Origin of the sequence: Paenibacillus nitricinens (assembly GCF_052056485.1) — a bacterium.
Taxonomy (GTDB): domain Bacteria; phylum Bacillota; class Bacilli; order Paenibacillales; family Paenibacillaceae; genus Paenibacillus_AQ; species Paenibacillus_AQ nitricinens.
Window position 1 is genome coordinate 4,365,910 of sequence record NZ_CP183948.1, and the last position, 26,030, is coordinate 4,391,939.

At 41.9% G+C, this 26,030-nt stretch carries 26 protein-coding genes; 6 read left to right on the plus strand and 20 right to left on the minus strand.

Going from position 1 to position 26,030, the window contains the following annotated elements:
* Positions 1 to 13 precede the first annotated feature (13 nt).
* Complete coding sequence (locus ACN6KS_RS19380; protein ID WP_440960295.1) at positions 14 to 718, minus strand: class I SAM-dependent methyltransferase; 705 nt, start codon at positions 716 to 718, stop codon at positions 14 to 16.
* A 204-nt stretch (positions 719 to 922) separates the two neighbouring features.
* Here ACN6KS_RS19380 and ACN6KS_RS19385 point away from each other — a divergent pair, with 204 nt between their 5' ends.
* From ACN6KS_RS19385 to ACN6KS_RS19395, 3 genes are all read left to right on the plus strand, one after another.
* Positions 923 to 1,663, plus strand: coding sequence for a helix-turn-helix transcriptional regulator (locus ACN6KS_RS19385; RefSeq protein WP_440960296.1), 741 nt, complete (start codon positions 923 to 925; stop codon positions 1,661 to 1,663).
* A 73-nt stretch (positions 1,664 to 1,736) separates the two neighbouring features.
* Positions 1,737 to 2,153 carry an SRPBCC family protein gene (locus ACN6KS_RS19390; protein WP_440960297.1) on the plus strand — a complete coding sequence of 139 codons (417 nt, stop codon included), beginning with the start codon at positions 1,737 to 1,739 and terminating at the stop codon, positions 2,151 to 2,153.
* 53 nt (positions 2,154 to 2,206) lie between these two features.
* Positions 2,207 to 2,566: a VOC family protein gene (locus ACN6KS_RS19395; protein ID WP_440960298.1), complete on the plus strand. Its 360-nt coding sequence runs from the start codon at positions 2,207 to 2,209 to the stop codon at positions 2,564 to 2,566.
* A gap of 165 nt (positions 2,567 to 2,731) precedes the next feature.
* Here ACN6KS_RS19395 and ACN6KS_RS19400 read toward each other — a convergent pair whose 3' ends face one another.
* From ACN6KS_RS19400 to ACN6KS_RS19445, 10 genes are all read right to left on the minus strand, one after another.
* Entirely contained in the window at positions 2,732 to 3,208 is a 477-nt protein-coding gene (locus ACN6KS_RS19400) for a GNAT family N-acetyltransferase (protein WP_440960299.1), read from the minus strand.
* Positions 3,209 to 3,349: 141 nt separating this feature from the next.
* Positions 3,350 to 4,129, minus strand: a complete 780-nt coding sequence (locus ACN6KS_RS19405; protein WP_440960300.1) for an SDR family oxidoreductase — start codon at positions 4,127 to 4,129, stop codon at positions 3,350 to 3,352.
* Between the two features lie 199 nt (positions 4,130 to 4,328).
* A complete protein-coding gene (locus tag ACN6KS_RS19410; protein ID WP_440960301.1) occupies positions 4,329 to 5,390 on the minus strand; it encodes an NAD(P)/FAD-dependent oxidoreductase in 1,062 nt (353 codons plus the stop codon).
* Positions 5,391 to 5,429: 39 nt separating this feature from the next.
* On the minus strand, positions 5,430 to 6,431 hold the full coding sequence (locus tag ACN6KS_RS19415; RefSeq protein ID WP_440960302.1) for a FecCD family ABC transporter permease: 1,002 nt from the start codon (positions 6,429 to 6,431) through the stop codon (positions 5,430 to 5,432).
* On the minus strand, positions 6,424 to 7,428 hold the full coding sequence (locus ACN6KS_RS19420) for a FecCD family ABC transporter permease (RefSeq protein ID WP_440960303.1): 1,005 nt from the start codon (positions 7,426 to 7,428) through the stop codon (positions 6,424 to 6,426). The genes ACN6KS_RS19415 and ACN6KS_RS19420 overlap by 8 nt, the downstream gene beginning before the upstream one ends.
* A 111-nt stretch (positions 7,429 to 7,539) precedes the next feature.
* Positions 7,540 to 9,519 carry an ABC transporter substrate-binding protein gene (locus ACN6KS_RS19425; protein WP_440960304.1) on the minus strand — a complete coding sequence of 660 codons (1,980 nt, stop codon included), beginning with the start codon at positions 9,517 to 9,519 and terminating at the stop codon, positions 7,540 to 7,542.
* A gap of 191 nt (positions 9,520 to 9,710) precedes the next feature.
* On the minus strand, positions 9,711 to 10,274 hold the full coding sequence (cysC, locus tag ACN6KS_RS19430) for an adenylyl-sulfate kinase (protein ID WP_440962423.1): 564 nt from the start codon (positions 10,272 to 10,274) through the stop codon (positions 9,711 to 9,713).
* Positions 10,271 to 10,867 carry a hypothetical protein gene (locus ACN6KS_RS19435; RefSeq protein WP_440960305.1) on the minus strand — a complete coding sequence of 199 codons (597 nt, stop codon included), beginning with the start codon at positions 10,865 to 10,867 and terminating at the stop codon, positions 10,271 to 10,273. The genes cysC and ACN6KS_RS19435 overlap by 4 nt, the downstream gene beginning before the upstream one ends.
* A 65-nt stretch (positions 10,868 to 10,932) precedes the next feature.
* Positions 10,933 to 11,664, minus strand: a complete 732-nt coding sequence (locus ACN6KS_RS19440; RefSeq protein WP_341135255.1) for a class I SAM-dependent DNA methyltransferase — start codon at positions 11,662 to 11,664, stop codon at positions 10,933 to 10,935.
* A 143-nt stretch (positions 11,665 to 11,807) separates the two neighbouring features.
* Positions 11,808 to 13,820 (minus strand): serine hydrolase, encoded by a 2,013-nt coding sequence (locus ACN6KS_RS19445; RefSeq protein WP_094874759.1) that lies wholly within the window; start codon positions 13,818 to 13,820, stop codon positions 11,808 to 11,810.
* A gap of 225 nt (positions 13,821 to 14,045) precedes the next feature.
* Here ACN6KS_RS19445 and ACN6KS_RS19450 point away from each other — a divergent pair, with 225 nt between their 5' ends.
* Both ACN6KS_RS19450 and ACN6KS_RS19455 read left to right on the plus strand, forming a co-directional pair.
* Positions 14,046 to 14,735 (plus strand): helix-turn-helix domain-containing protein, encoded by a 690-nt coding sequence (locus ACN6KS_RS19450; RefSeq protein WP_440960103.1) that lies wholly within the window; start codon positions 14,046 to 14,048, stop codon positions 14,733 to 14,735.
* Positions 14,736 to 14,755: 20 nt separating this feature from the next.
* The gene (locus ACN6KS_RS19455) at positions 14,756 to 15,610 is read left to right on the plus strand and encodes an IS3 family transposase (RefSeq protein ID WP_440960104.1); all 855 of its coding nucleotides are present in this window, start codon (positions 14,756 to 14,758) and stop codon (positions 15,608 to 15,610) included.
* A gap of 134 nt (positions 15,611 to 15,744) precedes the next feature.
* On the opposite strand, the gene ACN6KS_RS19460 is transcribed toward ACN6KS_RS19455, so the two are convergent.
* The 3 genes from ACN6KS_RS19460 to ACN6KS_RS19470 form a co-directional block, all read right to left on the minus strand.
* Positions 15,745 to 16,230, minus strand: coding sequence for a hypothetical protein (locus tag ACN6KS_RS19460; RefSeq protein WP_094878867.1), 486 nt, complete (start codon positions 16,228 to 16,230; stop codon positions 15,745 to 15,747).
* 68 nt (positions 16,231 to 16,298) lie between these two features.
* Entirely contained in the window at positions 16,299 to 17,597 is a 1,299-nt protein-coding gene (locus ACN6KS_RS19465; RefSeq protein WP_440960306.1) for a DUF4179 domain-containing protein, read from the minus strand.
* On the minus strand, positions 17,590 to 18,120 hold the full coding sequence (locus ACN6KS_RS19470) for a sigma-70 family RNA polymerase sigma factor (protein WP_440960307.1): 531 nt from the start codon (positions 18,118 to 18,120) through the stop codon (positions 17,590 to 17,592). The genes ACN6KS_RS19465 and ACN6KS_RS19470 overlap by 8 nt, the downstream gene beginning before the upstream one ends.
* Before the next feature lie 221 nt (positions 18,121 to 18,341).
* Here ACN6KS_RS19470 and ACN6KS_RS19475 point away from each other — a divergent pair, with 221 nt between their 5' ends.
* On the plus strand, positions 18,342 to 20,210 hold the full coding sequence (locus ACN6KS_RS19475; protein ID WP_094873411.1) for an LTA synthase family protein: 1,869 nt from the start codon (positions 18,342 to 18,344) through the stop codon (positions 20,208 to 20,210).
* Between the two features lie 68 nt (positions 20,211 to 20,278).
* On the opposite strand, the gene rbsB is transcribed toward ACN6KS_RS19475, so the two are convergent.
* Genes rbsB through ACN6KS_RS19505 form a run of 6 tightly spaced genes read right to left on the minus strand, consistent with a single transcriptional unit; the run spans position 20,279 to position 25,967 of the window.
* Entirely contained in the window at positions 20,279 to 21,196 is a 918-nt protein-coding gene (gene rbsB / locus ACN6KS_RS19480) for a ribose ABC transporter substrate-binding protein RbsB (protein WP_094873412.1), read from the minus strand.
* A 12-nt stretch (positions 21,197 to 21,208) separates the two neighbouring features.
* A complete protein-coding gene (locus ACN6KS_RS19485; RefSeq protein WP_042189841.1) occupies positions 21,209 to 22,177 on the minus strand; it encodes an ABC transporter permease subunit in 969 nt (322 codons plus the stop codon).
* 2 nt (positions 22,178 to 22,179) lie between these two features.
* The gene (locus ACN6KS_RS19490; protein WP_076286606.1) at positions 22,180 to 23,661 is read right to left on the minus strand and encodes a sugar ABC transporter ATP-binding protein; all 1,482 of its coding nucleotides are present in this window, start codon (positions 23,659 to 23,661) and stop codon (positions 22,180 to 22,182) included.
* 18 nt (positions 23,662 to 23,679) lie between these two features.
* Entirely contained in the window at positions 23,680 to 24,078 is a 399-nt protein-coding gene (gene rbsD, locus ACN6KS_RS19495; protein WP_042189845.1) for a D-ribose pyranase, read from the minus strand.
* A 2-nt stretch (positions 24,079 to 24,080) separates the two neighbouring features.
* The gene (gene rbsK, locus ACN6KS_RS19500; RefSeq protein WP_440960308.1) at positions 24,081 to 24,959 is read right to left on the minus strand and encodes a ribokinase; all 879 of its coding nucleotides are present in this window, start codon (positions 24,957 to 24,959) and stop codon (positions 24,081 to 24,083) included.
* A gap of 27 nt (positions 24,960 to 24,986) precedes the next feature.
* Positions 24,987 to 25,967, minus strand: coding sequence for a LacI family DNA-binding transcriptional regulator (locus ACN6KS_RS19505; protein ID WP_042189849.1), 981 nt, complete (start codon positions 25,965 to 25,967; stop codon positions 24,987 to 24,989).
* Between the last annotated feature and the right edge of the window lie 63 nt (positions 25,968 to 26,030).

A 26,030-nucleotide genomic window follows, 5' to 3' on the forward strand; every position in this document is an offset into this window, starting at 1 on the left:
TCCTAGTGTTTTTTTATAACTTCTTAGCAACAAAGGTAATACAGTCTGTTGTCAGTTTTACAGCTTGTCCTTTTCTTTCAATTTCATATTCTAATTGTTTTACAGATTGTTGTTGAACTTCCCATCCAGTGTACTGATCAACTAATAATTTCATCATTTGTTCTGTAGATAAATTCACTTCAAACATTGGATCTAATTCCTGTCCATTTATAAGGTTTACCTCTTGTATGTTCGATCCGATAATAATGCAATTGATTCCATTTCTTTTAGTTCCAATAATCATTTCGTTAAGCTTACTTTCCAGAGCTTTCTCCGAACTTACATGTTCCAAACAAGACACTGCTAAAATAATGTCATACTCCTCCTTATCGATAACGAAATGTTCAATATCAGATAATCTTGTTACAATAAATGGTTCGACTCCAAATTGCTTACTATAACTTTGTAATTTTTCTATGGCAGACTCCAATAAATCAACGCAAACTACCTTTCCATTTCTATTTTCCATGGATTCCGCTATGGGGATACTATTCCTACCAATTCCAGCTCCTAAATCTAATACACTTAAGTATTCTTGATCTCTGTATTCTTCTAATAGATCAATTACCGTCTTTACGGGTCTATGTAGCCAGGAACCTGGCTCGAACAAATTATAACTATCGTAACACAAGTCATGATATCTCTTCTCTTCCGTTCTTATATTCGCTACTCTGTCCATACCACACCTCGAGCTTTCCTTATTACATATTTTAAAGTAAGCATTGTACTGCGTTCAGATAAAACCTAAAATACTACATATATAGGATTTTTTAATATTACACACTATGAACCCCCTATGATAAGGAAGGAGATGGTTAACATAGAGCCTACTCATCTACCACATCATAGCTATATCCACGCGACGGAGCTAGCTATTCAATACATGAAAGAGCATCTTGATGAAGAAGTAACTTCAGAGCAACTCGCTCATCTGGTTGGTTACAGCGCCTATCACTTCACGAGAATATTTAAGCAGGTAACAGGAATTTCACCACGCCAATATTTGTCCGCCTTGCGAATGGAATCAGGTAAACAAGCGTTACTGAAACAACCTTCGTTGCTAATGAAGATTATCCTCTCGATCGGCTTCCGAAGTACCGGCTCCTTCCATCATCGGTTCAAGCAATTCGTTGGCCTATCACCTAAGAAGTTTGCAGCCACCTCTTCTGAACTAGCCTCCCATATGAATCAGTATGAACACACACCCTTAACATCTGACAAACTGCCATTCTCACCACGCATGTACATTCGCTGTCAGCTAGAGACACCACCGGATTTTCACGGTCTATTATTTGTAGGGCTGTTTCCACGCCCCATTCCTGATCAGAAACCAATCATCGGCACTGCGCTCAATATGAACAATCGCGAATGCCTATTTACTGATATCACACCTGGTACGTATTACATACTTGCAGCAGGTATTCCTTGGAGTCGTAATCCTGTTGACTATTTTAAGCTGGATGCATGTTTGCGAGGTAAAAATGATGAGCCTGTTGAAGTGGATCATACAACGAAGTTGCACGTAAAGATCCTCTTAAGGGACCCGCTCCCCTATGATCCACCAATCGTCGTTAATTTACCTCTGCTATTGTTTGAGAAATTTAACCGAAAGAGAGCAAACTAGAAGACTTTACAAGCTAAATAATCCCATATACTTAATCCAATTGATAGTAATCTTCTTGAAAAGAGGTGATCAGATGAGTCTTGTATCTCAAATTGTCGTGAATAGTAATCTAGAGTTGGTATGGAAGGCATGGACTGAATCGGATCGTCTATCAGAATGGTTTGCACCAGAAGCATTAGTCGACTTGAAGAAAGGTGGAGAATACGAACTTTATTTCGATCCGAATCATAAGCAATCGATGAGTACCATTGGCTGTAAAATACTTCATATAGACGCACCATATTCACTCATCTTTGAATGGAAAGGCCCTGATCCGTTTGCTGAGGTCATGAATGATCCCGCATATCTAACACAGGTTGAGGTAAAGTTGAAAGCTGTTTCCATTGGTACACTCGTTACGTTATGTCATTCGGGATGGACAGAATCCGAACCAGAAGCTGGCATGAGCATGCTTGGGAGCAGATGCTTTCAAGTCTTAAGAGTAAGTTAGAGGCTGGTCAAGGAATGTTGTGCTGTCAATAAATAATCTGGAGGTATGAGTGTATGCCAAACATCACCGTCATTTCTATTAACGTAGCAGATATGACAACAGCTATTGATTTCTATTGTAATAAATTAGGATTCGAAATCTCCACCCAGTATGATGATTCCCTGGTAAGCTTGAAGCATGAACCTATTCCGATTGTACTCTGTCAAGTGGAGCTTTCTACTCAAGTTCAGTATCCAAGAGAATCACAAGTTGTAATTGGACTCCAAGTCGAGGACCTAGTCACTTCCATTAAGCAATATAAGCAGTTGGGTATCGAAGTGCTATACGATGAACCTCGCGAGTGTCCTCCAGGCATCTATAGCGCCATTGTAGATCCGTTTGGCAATGTAATTGAACTGTTGGAATATAGATAATTAGTAAAACCGTTACTTGCATTTTCGAGTAGCGGTTTGTCTCATTGCTATCAGACATCGATCAATACATGGGAGCCAGTTCCATCTTCGATACTAGAAGTGTGATTTGATACTGCCTCAAAAAAAGGACCCTATATCACGTGCCGTTCAAACGTATAAGGCAAATCAAAGTCGCAATACGGTTGTTAACTCGTCTTCAATAATTTCGCTGCTGTCACGGAAACCCAAGCTTTCATAGAGCCTTTTAGCGGGTAAGTTATCAGCCTTATAAGAAATCCAGCAATATTGTGCGGGGCCTGCCGGTAAAGTACGGATAAATTCTAAAATTCTTGTCATGGCATCTCGGCCGTAGCCCTGATTCTGGTATCGTTTATCAATCATTAGTCGCAGAATACAGTAGCTATCATTTACGAAGGACGGCACTTCATATCCAGTAATACCATAAGTCAACATTACAAAACCAACCGGCTCATCATCCGCGTAAATCGCAAACGGAAATGGATGACCACCATTGGTTACAAGGACATAACACGAAGCCATGCTTGATAAATTGGATGCTACGAAGCGACGTTGATCGTCTGAAACCTCCAAATTGAAAATGGCACGTCTGTTTTCTAGTGTGATCTTTCTGAGCGTAATCATGCTCGGCTTCTCCCTTCATATCTAAATTATTAAGTTTGGATATTATATCATCAATTCCCATGTTTTGTTATGCAATGCTGGCCATTAGCATAAAAAGGCTACCAATCAATTGGTAGCCAGGTTGAAGTACTTACATGTCATTTATTTTCCTAGAAATCCACCTTCAGACTTTATCACTTGCCCCGTAATCCACTGCGAATCATCACTCGTTAAGAAACTAATGCCTCTGGCTGCATCTTCTGGCAACCCGATTCTTCCCATTGGAAACATAGGTAAAAAATGAGTTTTCATCTCATCCGTTATCCACCCGGAATCCGTAGGACCCGGATCAAAACCATTAACTGTGATATGTAGCGGAGCTAAACCAACAGAAAGAGGTTCAATTAATCCAATTAATGCACCCTTTGTCAATATATAAGCCAGGTTATCAGGGTCAGGCCCTTTAGAAACCATAAATATAATTCTACCTGGAGTCCCCTTGGAATGATTCTTTTCGAATCTTCTGGCAAATTCAGTACTGAGTAAAACCGTGCCACGATTGTTCACTACATAGTGTTGATCTAACGAAGTGATGCTCAGGTTCTGATAATTCGTGGGCACGCAATAAGCTGCATTATTAATCAAAATGGAAGCATTTCCTAAAGTTTGTTCTGCCTGATCCATAATCTTTATTGAGATTTCAGGATTGGAAAAATCCGCTTCCATATGACTCGCCCTGACTCCCAAGCTTTTCAGTTCTGCGCAAAGTTGCTCCGGCCATTCCTTTTCTCCGCCATTTCCTTCCGCTTCATCAAATGGATGCCAATGCGTAAAGAAAATATCTGCCCCCTGGCTTGCAAGTGAACGGCATATGGCTGTTCCGATTCCTGTGGATCTGCTTGCTCCAGTAACGATTGCTATTTTATTTTTCAATGAGTTCATCTATAGCATCTCCAATCATAATTAGAAGGATAGATTGTTAGAGTATAAAGGCGATAGTGTACCGTCTTATTAATTATGTGCATTAGCCTAGGAATAGTTACTGTTCTATCCTTTAACAATAGTAGCTGAAATTCTGCTTCAAACACAGATAAACTTTCCAAAACTATTAATGAAGTTAAATCGCTTGTAAGTCATCCCTTCAGCTTCGTTCCTCTACAAGTTCTAACGCCCTGTTCTTCTCATCAAACTTCCTGTTATGTGAAGAGACCTGCGCTCTTGTTGACGCATCCGGCTCAATATACAGCTTGGCGCTGTTCACGGCTAACGCTGCATCCGTAAAAGCTCCGGCAATAAGATAAAGCTTGCTGCCGTAGTTTGCCGTATCTCCAGCCACGAACACCCCCGGAAGATTGGTTGCCAGCTTCTCGTCCGCACTAAAATTCCAATCCTCTCTCACTAGCCCCCAATCTACAATAGGGCCTAGATCCCCGCGTAGCCCATGATTAATTAGGACGGCATCCACCGCAAGACACTCCTGTTCTGTTTCATCCGTCCATTCCCCGTCCGCATTTAATGGAGCGATTGAAACAGCATCAAGGCGATTGCCATTCCCGTATAAATCCTTAATCGCATATGGCGTAAGAACTTGGACGTTCGATGCCTTCATCCGACTCACATTCCGTTCCATACCGCTGAAGCGATCCCGCCTGTGCACGAGCGTAACCGATGAAGCGATTCCTACTAGTTCATTAGCCCAATCGACAGCTGAATCCCCGCCACCAGAGATTAGCACTCTTTTACCGCGAAAGCTTGCCACATCCGTAACGTTATAATGGAGATTATCCTTTTCGTAATTTTCCGCTCCGGGCAGGTTAAGCTTAGCAAGCTTTAGCGCACCATGGCCTATAGCCAAAATCAGCGTCCGGCTCCAATGCTGCTCTCCGGTCGCAGATGTTATACGCATCGTGCCATCAACCAATCTCTCCAACCTGGTAATTTGTTGACCCAGTACAATGGTCGGATCAAAAGTTTGAGCTTGCTGGATCATGAGCTTTGTCAGCTGCGCTGCGCGAACGGGGGCCATGCCGCCGACATCCCAGACGATCTTCTCTGGATACATTAATGTCCTTCCTCCAAGCTCCTCTCTCGCCTCAATCAGCTTCGTCTTCATTTCGCGCATCCCACTGTAAAAGGCAGCATACAACCCCGCCGGTCCTCCACCGATTATAGTTACGTCAAAAAGCTCCAATTTCTGGCCCATTCTTTGCCTCCCTCTGTTCTCATCCTTTTGAAAGAAGATCTAAATCTTCTTGCGCTTAAACAGCAGATACATGAAAAAAGGAGCTCCAATGCCTGCTGTGAATACGCCTGCCGGAACATCTAGCGGTTGAAAAAGCATTCTTCCTGCCAAATCCGCCAACAGTAGAATGATTGCACCTATTAACGCGGATACGGGGATGATCAGCTTGTAAGAATTCCCAACAAGCATTCTGGCGATATGCGGTGCCATCAATCCGATGAACGATATCGTCCCGGCTACGCCAACCGCAGCACCGGCAAGTGCAACGCTATAAAATAAGAGAATCATTCGACTTAGCTGAAGCCTGCTTCCAAGCCCGCGAGCGACATCCTCACCTAAGGATTGCACATTTAATTCCTTCGCGAGCAGTAGCGATAAAGGAATGAATATCGCTACCCACGGCCACAGCACTTCAATATAACTCCAATTGGTGCCGTAGATGCTTCCCGTCATCCAATTCAGCACTTGTGCGGCCAAATAAGCCGGCCCGCTAATTAGCAGGAACGTAGTGAGCGCGCCCATTGCGGTAGAAATGCCAATGCCGATCAGCACCAGCCGAAACGGCGACACACCTTTTTTCCAAGCAAATACATAATTAATAGTTGTCGCAACCAACGCACCGCCGATGGCAATGAACGGTACCCAGTGGATACTGTAGCCGGTCACAAAAGTCATGAAGGCAACCACGGCTACCGATGCCCCTCCGGTTACACCCAGCAGATCGGGCGAAGCGAGCGGATTGCGGATGACGCCTTGTAATAGCGCACCCGCTACAGCTAATGCTGCGCCAATGAGTATAGCAGCCGCTATCCGAGGCAGACGGAACTGCATAATGATCAGGTTACTGGCTTCTGAGTTTCGCCCCGTAAGGGAAGCAAGTACCTCTTTTAATGGTACGCTAACTCCCCCCACGGATAAACTAAGGAGTGACAAGGCGGCAAGGAGACAAGTTAAACCTAAAAACAACAAGAACGAATGCTTCGCTATACGCACTTTAAGCATGCTGTTTCCTCCTAGCCACATGGATCAGAAAGGGAACTCCGATAATTGCCGTTGCGACACCAACCGGTACTTCTCTGGATTCCAGAATAAAGCGTGATGCTAAATCCGCAGTCACCAAAAGAATCGCCCCAACTAATGCGGTATAAGGAAGCAGCCATCTAAAATCATGCCCAACGATGTATCTGCATAGGTGAGGGACAATAAGTCCTATGAAAGCAATCGGACCAGCTGCTGCTACCGAGCTTCCCGCCAATAGTACAATTGCCGTGGCCGACAGCACGCGGACCAGCGTTAGACGCTGTCCCAAGCTCTTCGCGTTATCGTCTCCAATCGCCATTATATTTAACGAGCCCGAGAGTAATAATGAGATCGTCATTCCTATTGCCATATAAGGTAGAACCATCAGTAAATGCTCCAGATCTCTTCCTTCTACAGAGCCGATCATCCAGAATAGGGCAGATTCCAACGACTGCTTATTAATTAGAATAATGCCGGATGTAATGGAGGAAGCGAAAGCTGCCATACAAGTGCCGGCCAAGGTCAGCTTTACCGGCTCGAAACCACCGCCTTGCAATCCAAGCGTATAGACGACCACTGATGTTGCGACCGCACCTGCGAAAGCAAGCCAGACCATACCGCTCATCGTTAACGAGGAACCGAATACGAGTAGCCCGATGACAATAAATAGCACAGCGCCCGCATTTACACCGAAGACAGAGGGCGAAGCCAGCGGATTTCTTGTCAAAACCTGCATAATCGCCCCGGCTACTGCTAAGCTTGCCCCCACCAGTGCTGCAATCAGGGTTCGGGGAACACGAACCTTCGTCAGAATAAGATGTTCGTTGGAACCGTTGAATTGACTGTAAGCCAGCCATAGATCTTTCAAGCTGAATTGATGAAGACCGTACAATACACTGCATAACATACTAATTAGAAGCAGAATCGCGCCGACAACTAGGCCGGCGAGCTTTCGCTTGCTTAGGAAAGAACCATTCACGTCTGCACCGAGCCTCCTATTCAATGGCAGTCTTAACCACTAAACTGCTGGAATCGTCAACAAGCTGACGCGAATACAGCGTCAGCTTGTTGACGATTCCATACGCCTTTATTATTTCACATCAAAGTATTTAACGAGTTCGTCCAGCAACAGATTGGCTGCTTCATATCCGCCTGCCGAGTTCCAGATCGCTTCATCGACTTGAATCACCTTGTTGTTCTTTGAAACGCTCAAGTTTTGGAACAACGGATCTTTTTTCCATTCCTCCACGACCTTCGATGCATCGTCCTTGCCCGGAGTCTCCGACACGAAATAGAAGAGCACATCACCATCCATGCTAGGAATCGTCTCTTTGGTCATAACTTCGATAAAGGAGTCTTTATCCTGCGACTCAGGACGTGCAATTCCTAATTGGCTCAAGAGCACGCCAGAGAACGTTTGCTTCTGATAGATACGTACTTGTTTCGCGGAGAAGCGGACCACCGATACCTTCGTGTCTGCTTTGCTACCAAGCTTCGCCTTGACTTCCGCAACTCGTTTATCGAAGTCCGCCATCGCCTGCGCGCCTTCTTCCTGCTTGTTCAAAGCTTCGGAGTAGAGCTTGAAATTAATTTTCCAATCTCCTGCCAGGTCATCGGAGAATATCGTCGGAGCAATCTGCTTTAATTGGTCGTAGATTTTCTCTTGTCTGACCTTATTACCGATAATCAGATCCGGCTTGAGGCTCGCGATCAATTCAATATTCGGCTGAAGCTCGTCTCCCACAACCGTAACACCTTCCATGTCTTTCTTGATATGGTCGTACCAAGGGTCACCAATCCAAGACTGAACGGCTCCGACCGGTTTGATGCCCAGTGCCAAAAGTGCCTCTGTTCCTTCATTGGTCAATATGACAACACGTTCAGGGGCGCCGGTAAGCGTTTCTTCCCCCATCGCATGCTTAATCACTCTTGTGCCATTGCTTACATCCGTCGACGGACTTGCAGTTGGACTAGCGGAAGTTGCAACATTATTAGTAGACGTGCTGTTGCTTGTCGGTGTGACATTCGTTCCCCCTGTCGAGCATGCACTCAAAAAGAGAACGAAACAAAATAATAAGGTTGCTGCCATTGTTGTTCTTGACTTACGATACATCGGTATTTCCCCTTCTCTTTTATATTGATAATGATTCTCAAACTCATTACCAATATAACGTTGCTGCCTTCTAGCAACAATGGGAGATCTGAACACGAAGGATGGATTATTTCGACGTTGCTCCTGTTGCAACGCAGCTTCTTTAAAGCTAGTGGGAGAAACACCCTCGTATTTCTTAAAGATACGGCTGAAATAATAGCTGTCGGTATAGCCTACACTCTCGGCAATTTCCTTCAGTGTAAAATCTGTGGAAAGAAGCAGCTGCTTCGCTTTGCTCATCCGCAATTGAATCAAATAATCGATCGGGCTCGTCCTCACTTGCTTCTTAAAGGCGCGCAGCAGCTGCCTGGAGCTGCAACTAAGGTGTTCAAGCAGCGTTTCAAGCGTTATCGGCTCCCGATAGCGTTCATGAATATAACGAACTGCTTGGGCCACCAAGTCAGGCTTAACGGCTATGATATTCTGGCGTTCCATCTGCTCAAGAATTTCATAAACCATTTGATAAAATATCGCTTTAACTTGAAGCTTATTGAGAAGATCTGAACGATGCCACTCCTTGCTCATGGAGGTGACATGATGGAAAACGGAGATCGGATAATGGGGCTTAAATACATATTGCATTTGAAACGGATTGTGCTGCTCCATCAGCTTGATCGTTTCTTGACGGATTGGTAGTGCCAGTACCGCTTTATACAAAATAATATAGTATTCCAGCAGTTCATCTGCCGTAATATCAAGGTAGAAACCCTTGCCCCCATGGAGCAAGGAAAACCGGCTGACGCGGTGTGCATTGCCGTCCAATTGGAGGTGTGCGCTACCTCTAGTCACATATAAAAAGACGCTTGAGGGCATTCTGTACGCATGCAGCTCCTCGCCTTGTTCCATTCTTGTATGTCGTATATCTATGATCTTGATAAATGCCTGATTCCATAGCAAAGCCTGATCATTCAATGTCACCGTCTTGCGCTCCCCCTTCTCTATCAATCCATATTGAGAGATTTATACCCCCATCATATATGATAATGATTATCATTTACAATGATATTCGCAGAACTATTTTCCAGCGGTGTTACTGACAATGAAACGTAAAAAAAGACGAGCAACAGTTGATAGTTTGCTCGCCTTTTCTATTAAATTTAATAATTGTTTCATTTCCTCCGCATAGCTGATTGGCATTGAAGGATTTTCGACACACATTCATCTATGGAAAACTTGTCTGTCTCTACGATTACATCCGGGCAAACAGGCTCTTCATAAGGAGAATCAATACCCGTAAAATGCTTGATTTGTCCGGCTCTTGCTTGTTTATATAGACCTTTCGGATCTCTCTCCTCACATACTTCCAAAGGACATTGAACATAAACTTCCTTGTAGGAATCCCCTATGAGAGAACGGACCTTATCGCGTGTAGAGCGGTAGGGAGAGATCGAGGCAACGATCACATTCAGGTTCGCATCAAGCAGAATCTTACCAATCTCACCAATTCTTCTACCAACTTCCAATCGATCCTTTTCGCTAAATTGAAGATCCTGATTAATACCTCTCCTCAATGTATCACCGTCCAGAATGTAGCAATTCTCAATGTGATTTTTCAGTTCCTCTGCAAGCGTCGTTTTACCTGAACCTGATAGTCCAGTTAGCCATATCATTTGATTCATAGAGACGTACCTCTTCCTGCTAGATTCTATTGTTAAAATACTTTGTATAGTTATTCTAGCTTAAACACAATTTCAATACCTGTCCCATCCTTCTTTAAGGGTGAACTAAATTCCCTGAACTCTAAATTTATACCGGAGATATCATCAGGAAGCGGCGGTGATACTACGTAGTTATAAGCTGCATGGCCTGATGAACTTCCGCCGTTCGTCATTCGACTATCGTACGTTTCTCCTATATACAGCTCAAAATGGTGAAGTTTATTGGCATATAATTCAGAGGTAATATCCCAATCCATACTAAGCGTGATAACACTTGCATTCCTGTATTGTCGTATAGAGGTCAGTGTATAGAAGAACTCATCTGCCTCAATAGATTGTAGAACAGCAATATGTTTTCTAAAACCCGTTGGCTCGACCATCGGCTTAAAATGTTCTTCACTAAATAATGTCCCAAATACCGATTTTAAAAAATCCTCGTAGAGTTCAAACTTCGCCGCCCAATCTGAAATATACTCAAAAGGTGGGAATCCTGGATTATTATCCGAGCCTTCCTTACGTTGTTTTATCAATGCACAAATCTGCTCATCGGTATCTGTAATTCTTTGATCATAATGCTCAGTTGGGCGTATAAACTGCATCCGTTTCATCTTAGTCCTCCTTATTGCAATTCTTTTCATTCATATGCTCATTAGACTAGCGTTACTTCAACAAACTATTTTAAACATTTAAACACGAGAAAAAGTGGGATTCTCATCCTTCTCTTATACTCTCCTACACTATTAAAAAACTGAGGATTTGGTTTACATTCTCTAATATCCTCTATTTTAAATCCAACATGTTTCAGTGACTGAAAATACTCTTCAAAAGTTCTGTGGTACTTAACTACACTTTCTCCAATCCAAGGCTCCATTCTCTTACCCATTTCAAAATAGTTATCGACGATCCAGTCCGACTTTCTTTCTGAAGTTGTTGCACTTTTCATGGATGATGTTAGAACCGGATGCTGTACACTAAAAATAAACTGACCATTAGGGATAAGCGCACTACGGATACTATCAAAGATTGGTTCTAGGTCTTGTAAATAATGAATAGCCAATCGAGAGATTACCAAATCATATTTCTCTTTTGGGTAATTCCAACTCTCCATAGTAGCATGGTGAATCTCACTTTTAGATGTATTTAACAGTTCTTTTGCCGCTTTGACCATATTACTTGAACCTTCCACACCTTCGTAAAAGATACATCCCTGCTCAAGCAACTCATATCCGAACTTAGCATCCCCGCATCCTAAATCGAGCACCTTTTTCCCAAGTACATCGCCCATAAAATCATATATAACCGGCTTTTCAATAATGTTATTTGGGCTATCCGCTCTGTTCCTTCTTAATAAATAGTTATAGAAAAAATCCGCATTGTCATACACTGATGACCCTTTGTAATCCAAAAAAATACCCCCTTGCTGTTTAGAGTATACTTTTGGGTAATTTTAGCATTTAAAATAACCTTATACTACCGATAATTTCATTTAGCTCTTAAACCTATCATAAAAAAAACACCCCAAAGAGTCTCTCTGAGGCGTCCAATTCCTTAGTGTTTGATTGGCAACGTATAGTATCCAAAAGCAAGATCAAGTATTGCACTCGCTTCTTGGCGAAGCAAAGGCTTTTTAGAACGAAAATCGACAGTCCCGTCATCATTCACTTTTGTATCTGGATCGACGATGCCTTGAGAGACTAAGGCTGTGATCGCATCAGCAGCCCAAACATCTGTATCCCCCTTAAGCGTGATTTCCGATGCTTTCTTAGCTTGTTTTAAATTTTGAATCATAACGGCTGCTACTTGTCTTGTGATGACAGCATTACGATCAAAACCAGGGATTCCTTTTTTCGTTAATTCTTTATTCCCCTCAATTAAATGAGGAAAGCCGTACCATCCATGGGCAAGAATTAGAGCATCCATAAACTCACCTTGTGTCATGGTTTCCTGTGGTTCGAAATTGTTGCCAGATTTAGCACTTATCACATCAAGCGAATACAGGTTGTCGATGTAAGATTTATAAGCGCTCTCCTCAGATACATCAGCGAATGCTGGCTTCGTGTGCACCTTACGAGCATCTGAAACAAAGTCTGGGCTATTAGGATTCGTATAATAAAAATATTCGATCTGATCGTTATGATCTTTTTTAAAGGCCAATTTATTACCTGATTCATCTTCGAACAATAGCGGATTAATCATTCTTAACGTATGTGTACCGCTAGTTCCAGTTTCCATAATCAGATTGCCATCTGCGTAGGTGAAGTTCGATTTCAAGAAATAGAATCTTGTGTTCAAATAAGTTCCAGTATATTTAGCAGCTTCTGATGCAGGCAATGGGAGATACGTTGGCGCCTCTGGCGCTTTCTTTTCAGGGAAATAGTGATCCATCAAGGCTTCATAAATATCTAAGCTCATCATTGTGTCATTGTTATAAGACATATAGAAAGCAGTATTCTCCTCGGGCAATAATACAATCAGGGATTGATGACCAGGCATATTCCCCCCTTTGAGAACCACATGATGGCCGTTCATCAGATCATTACGATACCCTTCAAATCCTCCAATCGTCGTCATCGGAAGCAATTCATTCGCAAAAACGGAGTACGTTTGCATCATCTTTGTGGTTTCTTTACTAATGATTTGCTTTCCATTCACGCTACCCTGTTGTTGAAAAAGAGTTAAATATTTAGCCATATCTTCTCCTGTGGAAAGGATGCTGCCCTGTGGCCCATCAGTAGGAGCATGCCCAAAGGTTGGATGAGGTTTACCATCTGGACCATAATGTGTGGCCATTCTATCTAAAAGCTCTGGGGTAAAACGTGCACTGGTAGAGTCCATCCCTAACGGTTTGAACACCTGGTTCTCCATATACTTATAAAACGGGATACCACTTACGTTCTCAATCGCGTAACCCGCAAGTAAAAAGGCAAAATTATCATAGGTGTAAGCTTCACCTGGTGTCCGAACGACCGTCGGCATATGCTCCGTCATAAACTTTTTCATGGGGATGTCTTGATCTACATATTCCGGTGCAACAAAGTTAGCTTTATCCGGGTAATCAAAGCCCGTTGTGTATGACAACATACTTCTTAAGGTTAACGGAGTTTCCGTTTCATTAGGTACTTTCATTCCTCCAAGATACGTATTGATATCGTGATCAAGATCCATCTTTCCTTGTTCCACTAGCTGCAGAGCTGCTAAAGCGGTAAATGTCTTCGAGACGGATGCGATCTGAAAGACGGTATTCTTATCGACAAGGGTTTTCTTTTCTTTGTCCGCATATCCGTACCCTTTATTCACAAGCACCTTTCCGTCTTTAACCACTACAAAATTGGATCCGTTCACATTGTATTCCTTCATTTTCTGCGCAAATATAGGGTCCGCGAAAGTCTCGATTTCTTTTCCATTAAAAGCTACTTTAGCGCTGTTTGACCTTTCCTCCGTCGTAGTTTGAGCTTCAGTCGTGTTTGTTGCGTTACTGGAGACTGGTGCTGAACATGCTGTAAATACAGCTGCTGATAATAATAGTGCGATGACGCTGAGCCTGCGTGTCTTTTTCTTCATAATCCATTCTCCTCTATAGGGTTATTTGTGAATTCCGAATCTGTTCTGAGTATCACAAACGGAATGTCATTCTAGCTAGAAACGTTCTGTCACCACTTAGCTTTGTTACATGTCATATGACGTGTAGGCTAATCAAAAAAGACACCAACAAGTGATATGCTCCCGTCATAGTAGACAGTAGAAAAAACAAAAACTTCTACTGCTACAATGACGGGAGTTTTTCTAATGTCTAAAAGAAGTCCAGCATCTTTAGAAGTAAAATTACATGTCGTACGGCTGTGCCTTGAGCACAAGTCGAATCCAAACTATGAGGCAAAACAGCGAGGTCTTAGTTCGCACACGGTTAGAGAATGGATTAGGAAATATAAAGCAGATGGTTTGGACGGGTTAAAGGAATCGAGAACATGGAAAACATACTCAAAGGAATTCAAACTGGCTGCTGTTAACGAAGTGTTGTCTGGTCGTTTCTCCGTTGAAGAGGCGACAAACAAGCATCATATTTCAAGTAGAAGTGTTTTGATCAAATGGATTACCAAGTATACTAATGAGATAGAATTAAAACCTACACATAAAGGAAAAGGACTATCTCATATGAACAAAGGACGTAAAACAACTTTCGAAGAACGTATTGAAATTGCACAATATACCATCGCTAATGAATTGGATTATCAGAAAGCGATTGAAAAATACGGTGTATCTTATCAGCAAGTTTACGCATGGGTTCGGAAATATCAAGCTGGCCGTGAGGAAGCTCTTCAGGACAATCGAGGTCGTAAAAAGCCTGTAGAAGAACTAGAGGAGCATGAACGTCTTAAGCTACGGATTAAAGAGCTAGAAGCGCGAAATGAATACCTAGAGATGGAGAATGACTTCGCAAAAAAGTTGGCAGAGATCAAGCGACGAAATACACGCTAACCCTCGTTCGACAAGTAAACTTGTATCAAGCGATTCAAGAACTGAACAAAGAAAAAGGTCACGCAATTACGAAGTTGTGTGCGTTAGCTGGGGTTGCTCGATCTGCCTATTACAAGTGGTTAAAATGGAAACCCTCTTGCATAGAACTTGAAACTCGTGCGTTAGCGAAAGAAGTAAAGCTACGATATGACAAGCGAAAAGGGATTCTTGGCTACCGTCAAATGCGCACGCAATTAAACCGAAAGCTCAAAAAGCAGTACAACAAAAAGCGTTATTACCGAATTATGTGTGCTCTTGGGCTTAAAGCAGTCATTCGCAGAAAACGAGCAAGTTATGTGAAAGCTACGGAGATCCATGTAGCTGAAAATGTAATGAACCGTAACTTTGATGCCAATTCCCCTAATTCAAAATGGTGTACAGATGTGACAGAACTGAAGTACGGGAATGGGCGCAAAGCCTATTTGAGTGCCATTATTGATGTATATGATAATTCCATTGTTTCATGGGTATTAAGCCATTCCAACAACAATAAACTCGTGATGGATACGTTGAAAAGGGCTTACGCGAAGAATCCTGGCGTATCTCCTCTTCTACAAAGCGACAGAGGTTTCCAGTACACGTCACATGAGTATAACCGACTTCATGTGAAATACGGATTTAAGAAAAGCATGTCTCGTGTGAGCCGATGTTTGGATAACCAACCTATTGAGCGTTTTTGGGGTACTTACAAGGCAGAAAGCTATTATCTTACAAAATTTGATACCTATGAAGAAGTCCTCACGGAGGTTAGCAAATATATTCACTACTACAATAATTACCGCTATACAGAATGTTTGGATGGCTTGTCACCTAACGAATACCGACGAGCTGCATAACGAAAATACCTCAGCTCTAGTAATACGAGCTGAGGTATCTAAACTAACTATTTTTGTTTTTTACACTGTCCACTTGACAGGGAGCACTTCAAAGGAGTCAGTGTCTTCCATTTCGTATATTAGTCTAAAGGAGCTTATAGCCATCTTGAAAAATTTTTATGCGTTACTTTGATCTGATTTCGTTCGGCCCAAGCTTTTAACTGTTTCATCACTTCATCTTCATCTTTTTGGGACAAAAAATTAAAACATAATTTATAAGGAACAAATTTATTCACTTTAGGTCTAATCCCAACTACAGGACTAAAATATCCCTTTATATAAATATCATTAATCCGCTCTGCTTCTATTCTTAGATCTTCTATTAATATAGATTCCGGTTGAATCTGAATTTCAACAACCCTTCTGATGGTAAATATCCTGTAGACTAACACGAATGCGACAATCAGACAAATAATAGCCTGACCATAAAGTAAACAAGAAAGCACCAAATCGTCGCTAGCGGTATAGCGATAGTTCAGGTTATAAATTTGAAATATTTGAATCCCCATTAGCAGACTGATATACACCAGCAGCGGTATTAACGACGGACGCCTTACTCTATAAACCCCTATAAGATCCATGTGCCCCTCCTTTTCTCACGTCCATATAGATTACCATATGTTATAAAAAATGGATATCGCACTTTTATTCACTTCACAGGAATCTCAATCACTTTATTGTATGCCTTCAAATAGTGCATTCCTTCTATTAGTAGTGACTCAGGCACTGTTTGTGTATCAAATAATAAAGTTCGTTCTTTCATTAGTTTGCCATCCACTTGCTTTGTCTCTTTTTGATTGATCGTTGTTTTTAAAGGTGTACTCTCATTGCTCGTTTCTATAGACACACCATCCAGCATTACATCATCATCAGAAGAGATTGTTATTTCGATGCCTTGAGAAGTTCTGGAGATATCCTTTAACCATAATTCTTTATCACCCAACATAAATGGCTTATCACTAAGAGAAGTCAGGGAATACTTTTCGTCCAGCTTTTGATATCCAGGAAACTCTTTAACGACTAGCTGTATGGAATGTAGCTCCTTAGGCAATGTGTCGAAGCGAATATCAAATGTTCTTCCACCTAATGAGGTTTGATTACCACTACCCAAGATCTCTACAGGTGTTCCATCGACAATTAATTGTATCCCATGTAATCCAAGCTGCACTCGATCAAAATTATCGACATCCAGCTTCCCTTTTATTACAGTCATCGTTGGTGTAGCTGTGATTGATTTAAAGGTAATCGTACCTTTGTCGACTTTTATCTTTTTATTGATCGATTGTTTAATCTGAGTTTCCATGGCCTCATTGGGGTTATAAGGGAACGTAACTGTCCCTTCGCTCATCTGGCCGTTCTCTTTTAGCTGCTGCCAAAAGTGTAACGTTAGTTTTTTTGAAAATGGATTTACGCTGTCAAATGACATCTGTCCTTTAATCTCCGTATGCCCTCCATTAATCAATGAAGTCCCACTTACTACGTTTGAATCAGTTAAAAAACCACTTATTTTTGAGGGTCTAAAAGCGTCTACAGACCTATCCTCTAGTCCATTGGGGTTAGTTAACGTGTAATACATAATGAATTGATTGGCGTCCGCCATAATTCCGTTAATGGTAAGTTCCGTCCCATCTACTAACGTAGTCTTCTTGTTGACGTTTTGTCCCATCCCTTTTTCATTTAGCTGTTGTAAAGTTGTGCCATTTAGCAATTCATCAAAGCCAAAAAGCTGCTTGCCATAATAAGCAAAAGCATTGTAGTTTTGTCCAGAGATCACTGTCACCAATAAAACAACCGCCGCAACCTTCCAAATCGGTGCTATTCTTTTCGTTCTTTTTGCGGGAGCCGAATTCAAAGCCTTTCTTAATCTCATTTCTAATTCTTCAGGTGCGGTAATGGACGCTATGCGTGTCTTCTCATCAGCTAATCGCTCTTCGACATTATTATTCATCAACATCACCTCTGAACTGATTTTTGAGCGTTTGTAAACCATGGTAAATTCTTGATTTAACTGTTCCTATCGAAACCTTTGTAATGTCAGCTATTGTTTGATAATCGAGATCATGAAAATATTTTAATTGAATCGCTTCTCTCTGATGCTCATTTATTTGTAACAATAAGGTCTCCAACTCCATTTGTTGTTCACTTCTGCGATAAGGATCCTTGCTACTCACTATTTGGCCTATTTCCCTATTGTCAACCTTACTCCAATCCTCTAACAGCACCAGCTTGCCGCGCTTATGAAGTAGTCGTTTACAGCCATTCACTAAGATCGTCTTGCTCCAGCTATAAAATGCTTCCTCTTTCTTTAGTTGACCGATCTTTTCATAAAGTGTGACGATCATTTCATCCATGGCATCCATGGCATCATGCGGATTCTTCATATAGCTGAAAGCAAGCCTATAATAAACGTCTTTTTCAGACATAATTAAGTGGAGCAAGGCTTCTTTATTTCCCTTCTTAGCTTTTTTCACCCATCGAGCGACATCCATACCTTCACCTCTCTCCCCTATAAGAGTTTGGAATACCTTAAAAAGTTCATTTTTCAAAAGCTTATTTTATAATATGTATGGTTTCATTCACCCAAATGTAATATTAAGGAAAATAAGCCTCATCTATACCCCAATCTAGTTGATTTTAAACACTTCAATGTAATAGAATGAACTAATCTAAAAGAAAAGGATGGGCACAAGAGATGCCGTTTAAAGAACCACGTACACTCAGTAAAAGATCTCTATTATTTTTCTCTCTCATTATGCTAGTTAAAAGTTATTTTGCTTGGTATTTTCTATTTGAAGATGGGCCTACTTGGACCACATGGCTTAAAGAAATCCCTTTTATACTTTTAGTCTTTTGCTTGATTGAATGGTTCGCAACGAAACGAAAAATGGCCATCTACATGCTGGTCAATGTGTTGATTACTACTCTATTTTTCTCACTCATTGTATATCATAATCATTTTGGCATCATTGCTACTTCACAAGTATTAGATCAGGTCAAACAAGTAGGAGCCGTTAAGAAAAGTATTTTCTCGGTCCTTCGTCCGCAATATATGCTTATTTTCGTGGATATCATTGTCATTGGTTTGATCATGTTTAGAAAACAAAAGGCACTTAACTGGAAAAAAGCCATGTCGCGTAAAAGTAACCGGAAAGCGGTTGCGATCTTGTTCTGTATTTCCATCGTCATTTGCGCAATGAATATTTTTCCTAACCGAGCCAGTATGAACGAAACTGTTAAAGCCGAGCAAATGGGCATTCTCAATTATGAAGCTTATTCTCTGCTAGCCAATGAGGAAGAAGAACAAATTGATGTCTCTGAGATTACACAAGCAGCGATAAATGAAACTAAAGGAATTCAAGCTACCTCTAATCCAGTTTTATTTGGAGCGGCCAAAGGAAAGAACCTCATCATTATTCAAATGGAGTCTTTCCAGAACTTCTTAATCAATCTTAAGATTGATGGAGTAGAGGTCACACCAAATATGAACAAGCTTGCGGCGAGCAGTTACTATTTTCCACGTTTCTACCAACAGGTTGGACAAGGAAACACTTCTGACGCCGAATTTATTGTAAATACTTCTTTCTATGTTCCACCTGATGGCCCAGCCACTCAAATGTATGCGCCTAAAGAGCTTCCAAGCTTACCTAAGCTACTTCAAGCGCAGGGTTATGATACGGCAACCTTCCATACGAATGAAGTCGACTTTTGGAACCGTGGTGAGCTTTATAGTGCATTAGGATTTAATCGTTACTACGATAAGGCTTACTTTAGTGAAGAGGACACTGTATTTTACGGAGCATCCGATGAAGTATTGTATGAGAAAACAGCCGCGGAGCTAGCAAGAATGGATCAGAAGGATCAACCTTTCTACTCTCACGTCATTTCGATGTCAGCGCATAATCCATTCACCATTCCAGAGGATAAATACAAAATGACCCTTCCAGAACGATATGAAGGAACGTTAGTCGGAAACTATATTCGTGCTCAGAACTATGCTGACTATGCACTTGGTCTTTTTATCGATGAGCTCAAACAAAATGGGGTATGGGATAACAGCTTGATTGCATTGTACGGAGATCACCGCGGACTTCCTATTTTCTCTCTAAAAGAGGATGATCAGGTCTTATTGCAGGAGATCCTTGGTCATGAATATACGGAACGCGAATTGATTAATATTCCTTTGATCTTATCAGCGACGGGGATTACAACCCCAAGTGTTAAAGAACAGCTAGGCGGACAAGTGGATATTTTACCGACCGTATCTAATTTATTGGGTGTTTCTCTTGCGGATCATATTCATTTCGGACAAGATTTATTGAATCAATCGACTTTTAACCTACTTCCTCAGCGCTATTATTTGCCAACAGGTTCTTTCGTAAATAATGAAGAGCTCTTCCTATCTGGCAGTGGCTTCGAGGATGGTCAGCATTATACCTTATCTGGCGATGGTGACCACGCGCAACAAACTACCGAAGATGAGTTCAATCGTGCGTTAGAGCTTCTCCATCTATCAGATAGCTATGTAACACAGTTACCAGATAGAGTAATTGAGGAAAAATAAGCTTATATACACCAAAAACACTGCACTCACCAAATCGGCGAATGCAGTGTTTTTCAATAGCCATTTACTTATTCTTTTACGACCAGTTTTAGAGGTGCGGCAATCAGTTTCTCAACCGTCTTGCCATCTAATACGTCTTTCGCTGCTTGAATCGCTAACTGTCCAATTAATGCAGGCTGCTGAGCAACGGTTCCTGTGAGTTTACCCGCCTCAATGGATTTAAGTGCATCTTCATTTCCATCAAAACCGATGACAGGAATATTCTTACCTGAACTCTGAATCGCTTCTATAGCACCAAGAGCCATTTCATCATTATGAGCGAAAACCGCTTGTACATCTGGATTCCCTTGGAGCAGGTTCTCCATAACGGTCAACCCTTTCGTACGGTCAAAATCAGCAGTTTGCTTCGCAATTACCTCAAGCTGCGTGTCGGCAATTTCATGGAACCCTTTCCCGCGTTCACGGGTAGCTGATGCTCCCGGCGATCCTTCTAGTTCTATAACCTTTGCACCTTTTCCAAGCTGCTCTATAATATATTCAGCTGCCATTGATCCACCTTTTACATTATCAGAGGCAACAAGGGCTTTAATATCGCCCTTATCTGCAGAGCGGTCTAAAGTAACTACTGGAATATTTAGACTGTTAGCCGTCTGAACAACCGTCGAGATCGCTGAGGAGTCTACCGGATTGATTAACAGCGCATTTACACCTTTTTGCATTAAATCTTCAACGTCATTACTTTGCTTGGCCGAATCATTCTGCGCATCGATAACGAGAACCTCCATACCAAGCTTTTTAGCTTCTGCCAAAACTCCATCTTTAACAGATACAAAGAACGGATTGTTCAAGGTAGATATGGATAATCCAATCTTCATATTCCCTGGACCCCCGCCGCTGTTAGGCTTAGCCCACTCTGGAGGCTCTAAGGAACAGCCCGTCATAAGAATCAAGAGTAAGGAAGTAAAAATTAATGTGAGCTTTTTCATGTGGAATCCCCCTTATACGGCTTTCTTACGGTCTATGAGTACAGCAATCGCAATAACGATCCCTTTAACTACCATTTGGTAAAATGATGATACGCCGAGCAAGTTCAAGCCATTGTTCAGAATACCGATAATAAGAGCACCAATTAATGTGCCTACGATACGTCCACGGCCACCGGTTAAGCTCGTCCCCCCTAATACTACTGCCGCGATCGCATCCAACTCATAGGATGTACCTGCAGTTGGTTGTGCCGAGTTCAATCTAGAGGTCAAGATGGCGCCAGCCAATGCTGATAACATACCCGTTAAGGAATAGATCATTATTTTGATGCGGTCTACTTTGATCCCTGAAATAATGGAAGCTTTCTCATTCCCCCCAATAGCATACGTTTTACGGCCAAATGGTGTTTTATGCAGTACAATCCACAAGACAGCGAATACGATAATCATCGTGATAGCAGGTACAGGTATTCCTAGTAAATATCCACGACCAAACAATTGGAACGTCATGCTGTCACCGAGACCTGTGATCGGATTACCGTCCGTGTATACAAGCGTTAATCCGCGGAAAATAGTCATGGTCGCGAGTGTAGCAATAAAAGGCGCCATTCTGCCTTTCGTAATCATCAGTCCGTTGACCATCCCCATCAGTCCACCCGCTAAACAACCCACAACAATAGCTAAGATTGGATCCCAGCCTGACAACATCAAGTTGGCAGTGAAGGCACTGGATAAAGCTAGAATAGACCCTACTGATAAATCGATACCACCCGTTAGAATAACAAAGGTCATCCCAAAAGCGATTAGCGCATTAATTGCGACTTGTCTAAGCAAATTCAGGATATTAAGGGGTTCCATAAAGCTTGGGTTCAGCACGGTTACGATAATAATTAGAATGATTAGCCCTAGTAATGGCCCTAATTTCTGCGTGATTTGCCCGATTTGGAAACCTTTTTTCACACTCTCATCTTTGATAGTAGTCATTACTATTGCCCCCCTGTAGCTAACGTCATGATTTTTTCTTGCGTAGCTTCTTGTTGTGAAAGTTCTCCACTGATTTCCCCTTCATGAACAACTACGATGCGGTCACTCATCCCTAGTACTTCAGGAAGTTCTGAGGATACCATAATAATGGCGACGCCACGTTCCGTTAATTCGTTCATAAGTTGATAGATTTCCCTCTTAGCCCCAACATCGACGCCGCGTGTAGGCTCATCAAGGATAAGAACACTGAGGCCAATACCAATCCATTTGGCGATCACTACTTTTTGTTGATTACCCCCAGATAAATTCCGGACCAAAGTGGACGATGATTGTGTCTTAATGTGCAGCCGTTTAATAAGCATGTCCACGAATTCTTGTTCCTTCTTAGCATTGATTACACCTTTAGGGGCGAAGTCATATAAATTCGTAAGTACCATATTATCTCGAATAGAGAAATCCAGGATTAACCCCTCATCTTTTCGGTCTTCTGTTACAAAGCCGATTCCAGCTTGCATAGCGTCATTGGGATTCCGAATGGTAATCTTCTGTCCCTTCACCCAAATCTCACCTTGGTCTAATGATTCTAATCCGAATAAGGTTCTCATCATCTCTGTACGTCCAGATCCCATTAATCCAGAGAATCCTATAATTTCACCAGCTCGTACAGAGAAATTAGCATTTTTAAATTGCCCTTTCTTTGAAGCATTCTTAACTTCAAGAACCACTTCTCCGGGTTTAGAAGTACGCTCAGGGAACCGGTCCGTTAATTCACGACCTACCATTTTCCGAACTACATCGTCAAAATTAGTTTCAGGAATGGGCTTCGTGTCCACGGTTTTCCCGTCCCGCATAACGGTGATTCGATCACATATCGTAAAAATCTCTTCCATCCGATGCGAAATATAGACGATAGAGACGCCTTCTTTCTTTAGCGAAGCAATGACTTCAAATAGTTTCTGTATTTCTCTCTCGGTTAATGCAGCGGTAGGCTCGTCCATAACAATAACTTTCGCATGAGTCATAAGCGCTTTAGCGATCTCAATCATCTGTTTCTCACCTACTGAACATTCCCCTGCCTCTTGGTTCAAAGGAATGGTCACAGAGAGCTTAGCAAACTGTTCATTTGCTAACGCTTTCATCTCTTTCCTATTTAACAGGCCGAATTTGGATGTTCGTTCCTTGCCAATGAACAGATTATCCAGCACCGTCATATCTGGCCATACATTCAGCTCCTGATGGATAAATGCGATTCCATATTGTTCTGCTTCTTTGGGATTCGTAAAATATTTCTCCTGATCATCTATACGAATGGTGCCTTGGTCACGTTGGTGCAGACCGATCAGAATATTCATCAGCGTAGACTTACCTGCGCCATTCTCACCCATCAGGGCATGAACTTCACCATCCTTAAGTTCAAAATCCACACCGGTCAATACACGGTTAGCGCCAAAAGACTTATGAATATCTTTCATCGTAATGTGCATACACTTAGAACCCCCTTTTTATCCAAAATAGACCCCAGCTTGTAAAATACAGTTTGCATATGGTTTAGCTTCACCCGTGCGAATAATAACCTTAGCCTGCTGGGTCAGCTGCTTAAATTGCTCATGTGAATACGCCTCTATCGGTATTCCCTTAAATTTATTATTCAAGTATTGAGAGGTGACTTTATTGTCAGTCTCTAATTCCTCTGCAACGATCACCTTTTCGATGACCATATCCTCTGAAATCATATCAACGATATCTTGGAAGCTAGGGACCCCTAGTTTAACCGCCAAATCAATCTTCGGAATACCCGGTGGAACAGGAAGTCCAACATCGGCAATGACAATTGTGTCGGTGTGACCTAAGTCCGCAAGCACTTTAGAAATATGACTATTTAACACTCCGTGTTTCTTCATAATTACAGATTCGCCTCCACCTCTGCTCTTGTTGGCATACCACCTTGAGCACCAAATTTAGTAACGGATAAAGATGCTGCTCGATTGGCAAACTTTACACTATCCAGAATGGAGCTGCCTTCAGCTAAAGCAACTGCAAATGCCGCATTAAAAGTATCTCCAGCTCCAGTCGTATCTATAGCGTTAACTTTGTAAGTAGGAACCAAAACTTCTTGTTCTCCATCATAAAATCGTACGCCCTTGCTTCCTTCTGTTATAAACAGCTTGTTAGGATACTTCCGTAAAGCATCTGTAGTACTCATCCCAGGGAATAAAATTGTACATTCATGTTCATTGGGTGTCAGATAGGCGGCATTTTCTATAATCGTGTCATTGATGGGACGAGCAGGTGCTGGATTAAGCAGCATAGGTACTTTGAATTTATCGCAAAGCTCACTTACATAAGAAACTGTTTCTTCGGGTATTTCTTGTTGGATTAGCACCATATCAGACCCTTTTATAATATCAAGCGCGCGCTCAACCAACTCAGGAGTGACTAAATCATTAGCTCCTTTTACAACGATAATGCTATTATCACCTTCTGCTAAAATGATGTGAGCAGTCCCGCTCTCGATATGTGTAACCGGTTCCACATTAGCGGTAAGAACCCGATTTCTCTTGAAATTCTCCATGATCTCCGTACCATAGAAATCTTCACCCACACAACCAACCATCGTAACTTCTGCGCCCAAACGCGAAGCAGCTACAGCCTGGTTCGCTCCCTTGCCTCCTGGAACGGTAGCGAAGCTCTCTCCAAGAACAGTTTCCCCTGCGTGAGGTCGCTTGGATGAGGTCACTACCAAATCCATTGAACAACTTCCGATTACACAAATCTTAGCCATGTCCATCAACCTTTCTTATGTTGTCATCTATTCTTTTCTTCTTGTTGTTTCCCGCTCCACAAAGCTGACGGGTAATTGAATGATTTTATCTTCTACTTTATCTTGCTCAATTAACTTAATAAGTAAACCAGCTGCTTCACGGCCCATGTCATGTGCAGGCTGACGGATAGTAGATAACGAAGGCGACAACAGGCTGCTGAGTGGGATATCATCGAATCCAATGATTTGGAGATCCTGTGGCACTCTTTTACCTAAGCGATGTGCTTCATGAATTACTGCTGTAGCCACGATATCATTACTGGCAATTACACCATCTGTATCTATATATTTATCAAACAACTCTACAGCCCATTGTTCCGCTTCTGTGTGGGAGAAGGATGACGTCTGGATCACTTGATAAGTGATTCCCATTTCATCAAGTACTTCAATTGCACCTTGAAATCGATCTTGCGCCGGTTTAATATGTGCCGGTCCTTGCATGACTGTAATCTTGGTGCTCCCCCGTGCAATAATTTCTTGAGCAGCAAGGCGTCCGCCTTTTCTGCCATCTGCATATACGGAGGGACTGTCATTAGAAGTACGGTCAAGAAATACAACCGGAATTTTCAAATTAGAATAAATATCTTTCTCAGGAAAATTAGTGGATGAGATCATGCCAATGACATTATTTTGGATAAAGGTTTGAATATAATCCAATTCCTTTTCCTCGTTCTCATCACTATTACCAAAGATTATCCGATAACCATGCTCCTGCATCCGATCTTCTATCCCACGTGCTAATTGCGGGAAGAATGGGTTCGTAATGTCAGGTAATAGAAGTCCAATTAATTTGGATTTCCGTTTATACAATGACCTTGCAACCTCATTAGGGGTATAATTCATTTCTTTGATAGCTGCCTCAACTTTCTTTCGAGTATCGATATTCACATAACCAGATTCATTTAACACCCTAGAAACGGTTGCTACCGAAACTCCTGCTATTTTTGCGACATCTTTAATCGTCATCATGATTCAATTCATCCCCCAATGTGTAACCGGTTACATGTATTACATTAATTAGATTATCATAAA

Coding starts and splice junctions, on each gene's coding strand:
- ACN6KS_RS19380 (WP_440960295.1), bottom strand. CDS start 718: ATGGACAGAGTAGCGAATATAAGAACGGAAGAGAAGAGATATCATGAC.
- ACN6KS_RS19385 (WP_440960296.1), top strand. CDS start 923: ATGAAAGAGCATCTTGATGAAGAAGTAACTTCAGAGCAACTCGCTCAT.
- ACN6KS_RS19390 (WP_440960297.1), top strand. CDS start 1,737: ATGAGTCTTGTATCTCAAATTGTCGTGAATAGTAATCTAGAGTTGGTA.
- ACN6KS_RS19395 (WP_440960298.1), top strand. CDS start 2,207: ATGCCAAACATCACCGTCATTTCTATTAACGTAGCAGATATGACAACA.
- ACN6KS_RS19400 (WP_440960299.1), bottom strand. CDS start 3,208: ATGATTACGCTCAGAAAGATCACACTAGAAAACAGACGTGCCATTTTC.
- ACN6KS_RS19405 (WP_440960300.1), bottom strand. CDS start 4,129: ATGAACTCATTGAAAAATAAAATAGCAATCGTTACTGGAGCAAGCAGA.
- ACN6KS_RS19410 (WP_440960301.1), bottom strand. CDS start 5,390: ATGGGCCAGAAATTGGAGCTTTTTGACGTAACTATAATCGGTGGAGGA.
- ACN6KS_RS19415 (WP_440960302.1), bottom strand. CDS start 6,431: ATGCTTAAAGTGCGTATAGCGAAGCATTCGTTCTTGTTGTTTTTAGGT.
- ACN6KS_RS19435 (WP_440960305.1), bottom strand. CDS start 10,867: ATGAAACGGATGCAGTTTATACGCCCAACTGAGCATTATGATCAAAGA.
- ACN6KS_RS19445 (WP_094874759.1), bottom strand. CDS start 13,820: ATGAAGAAAAAGACACGCAGGCTCAGCGTCATCGCACTATTATTATCA.
- ACN6KS_RS19450 (WP_440960103.1), top strand. CDS start 14,046: ATGTCTAAAAGAAGTCCAGCATCTTTAGAAGTAAAATTACATGTCGTA.
- ACN6KS_RS19460 (WP_094878867.1), bottom strand. CDS start 16,230: ATGGATCTTATAGGGGTTTATAGAGTAAGGCGTCCGTCGTTAATACCG.
- ACN6KS_RS19465 (WP_440960306.1), bottom strand. CDS start 17,597: ATGAATAATAATGTCGAAGAGCGATTAGCTGATGAGAAGACACGCATA.
- ACN6KS_RS19475 (WP_094873411.1), top strand. CDS start 18,342: ATGCCGTTTAAAGAACCACGTACACTCAGTAAAAGATCTCTATTATTT.
- rbsB (WP_094873412.1), bottom strand. CDS start 21,196: ATGAAAAAGCTCACATTAATTTTTACTTCCTTACTCTTGATTCTTATG.
- ACN6KS_RS19485 (WP_042189841.1), bottom strand. CDS start 22,177: ATGACTACTATCAAAGATGAGAGTGTGAAAAAAGGTTTCCAAATCGGG.
- ACN6KS_RS19490 (WP_076286606.1), bottom strand. CDS start 23,661: ATGCACATTACGATGAAAGATATTCATAAGTCTTTTGGCGCTAACCGT.
- rbsD (WP_042189845.1), bottom strand. CDS start 24,078: ATGAAGAAACACGGAGTGTTAAATAGTCATATTTCTAAAGTGCTTGCG.
- rbsK (WP_440960308.1), bottom strand. CDS start 24,959: ATGGCTAAGATTTGTGTAATCGGAAGTTGTTCAATGGATTTGGTAGTG.
- ACN6KS_RS19505 (WP_042189849.1), bottom strand. CDS start 25,967: ATGATGACGATTAAAGATGTCGCAAAAATAGCAGGAGTTTCGGTAGCA.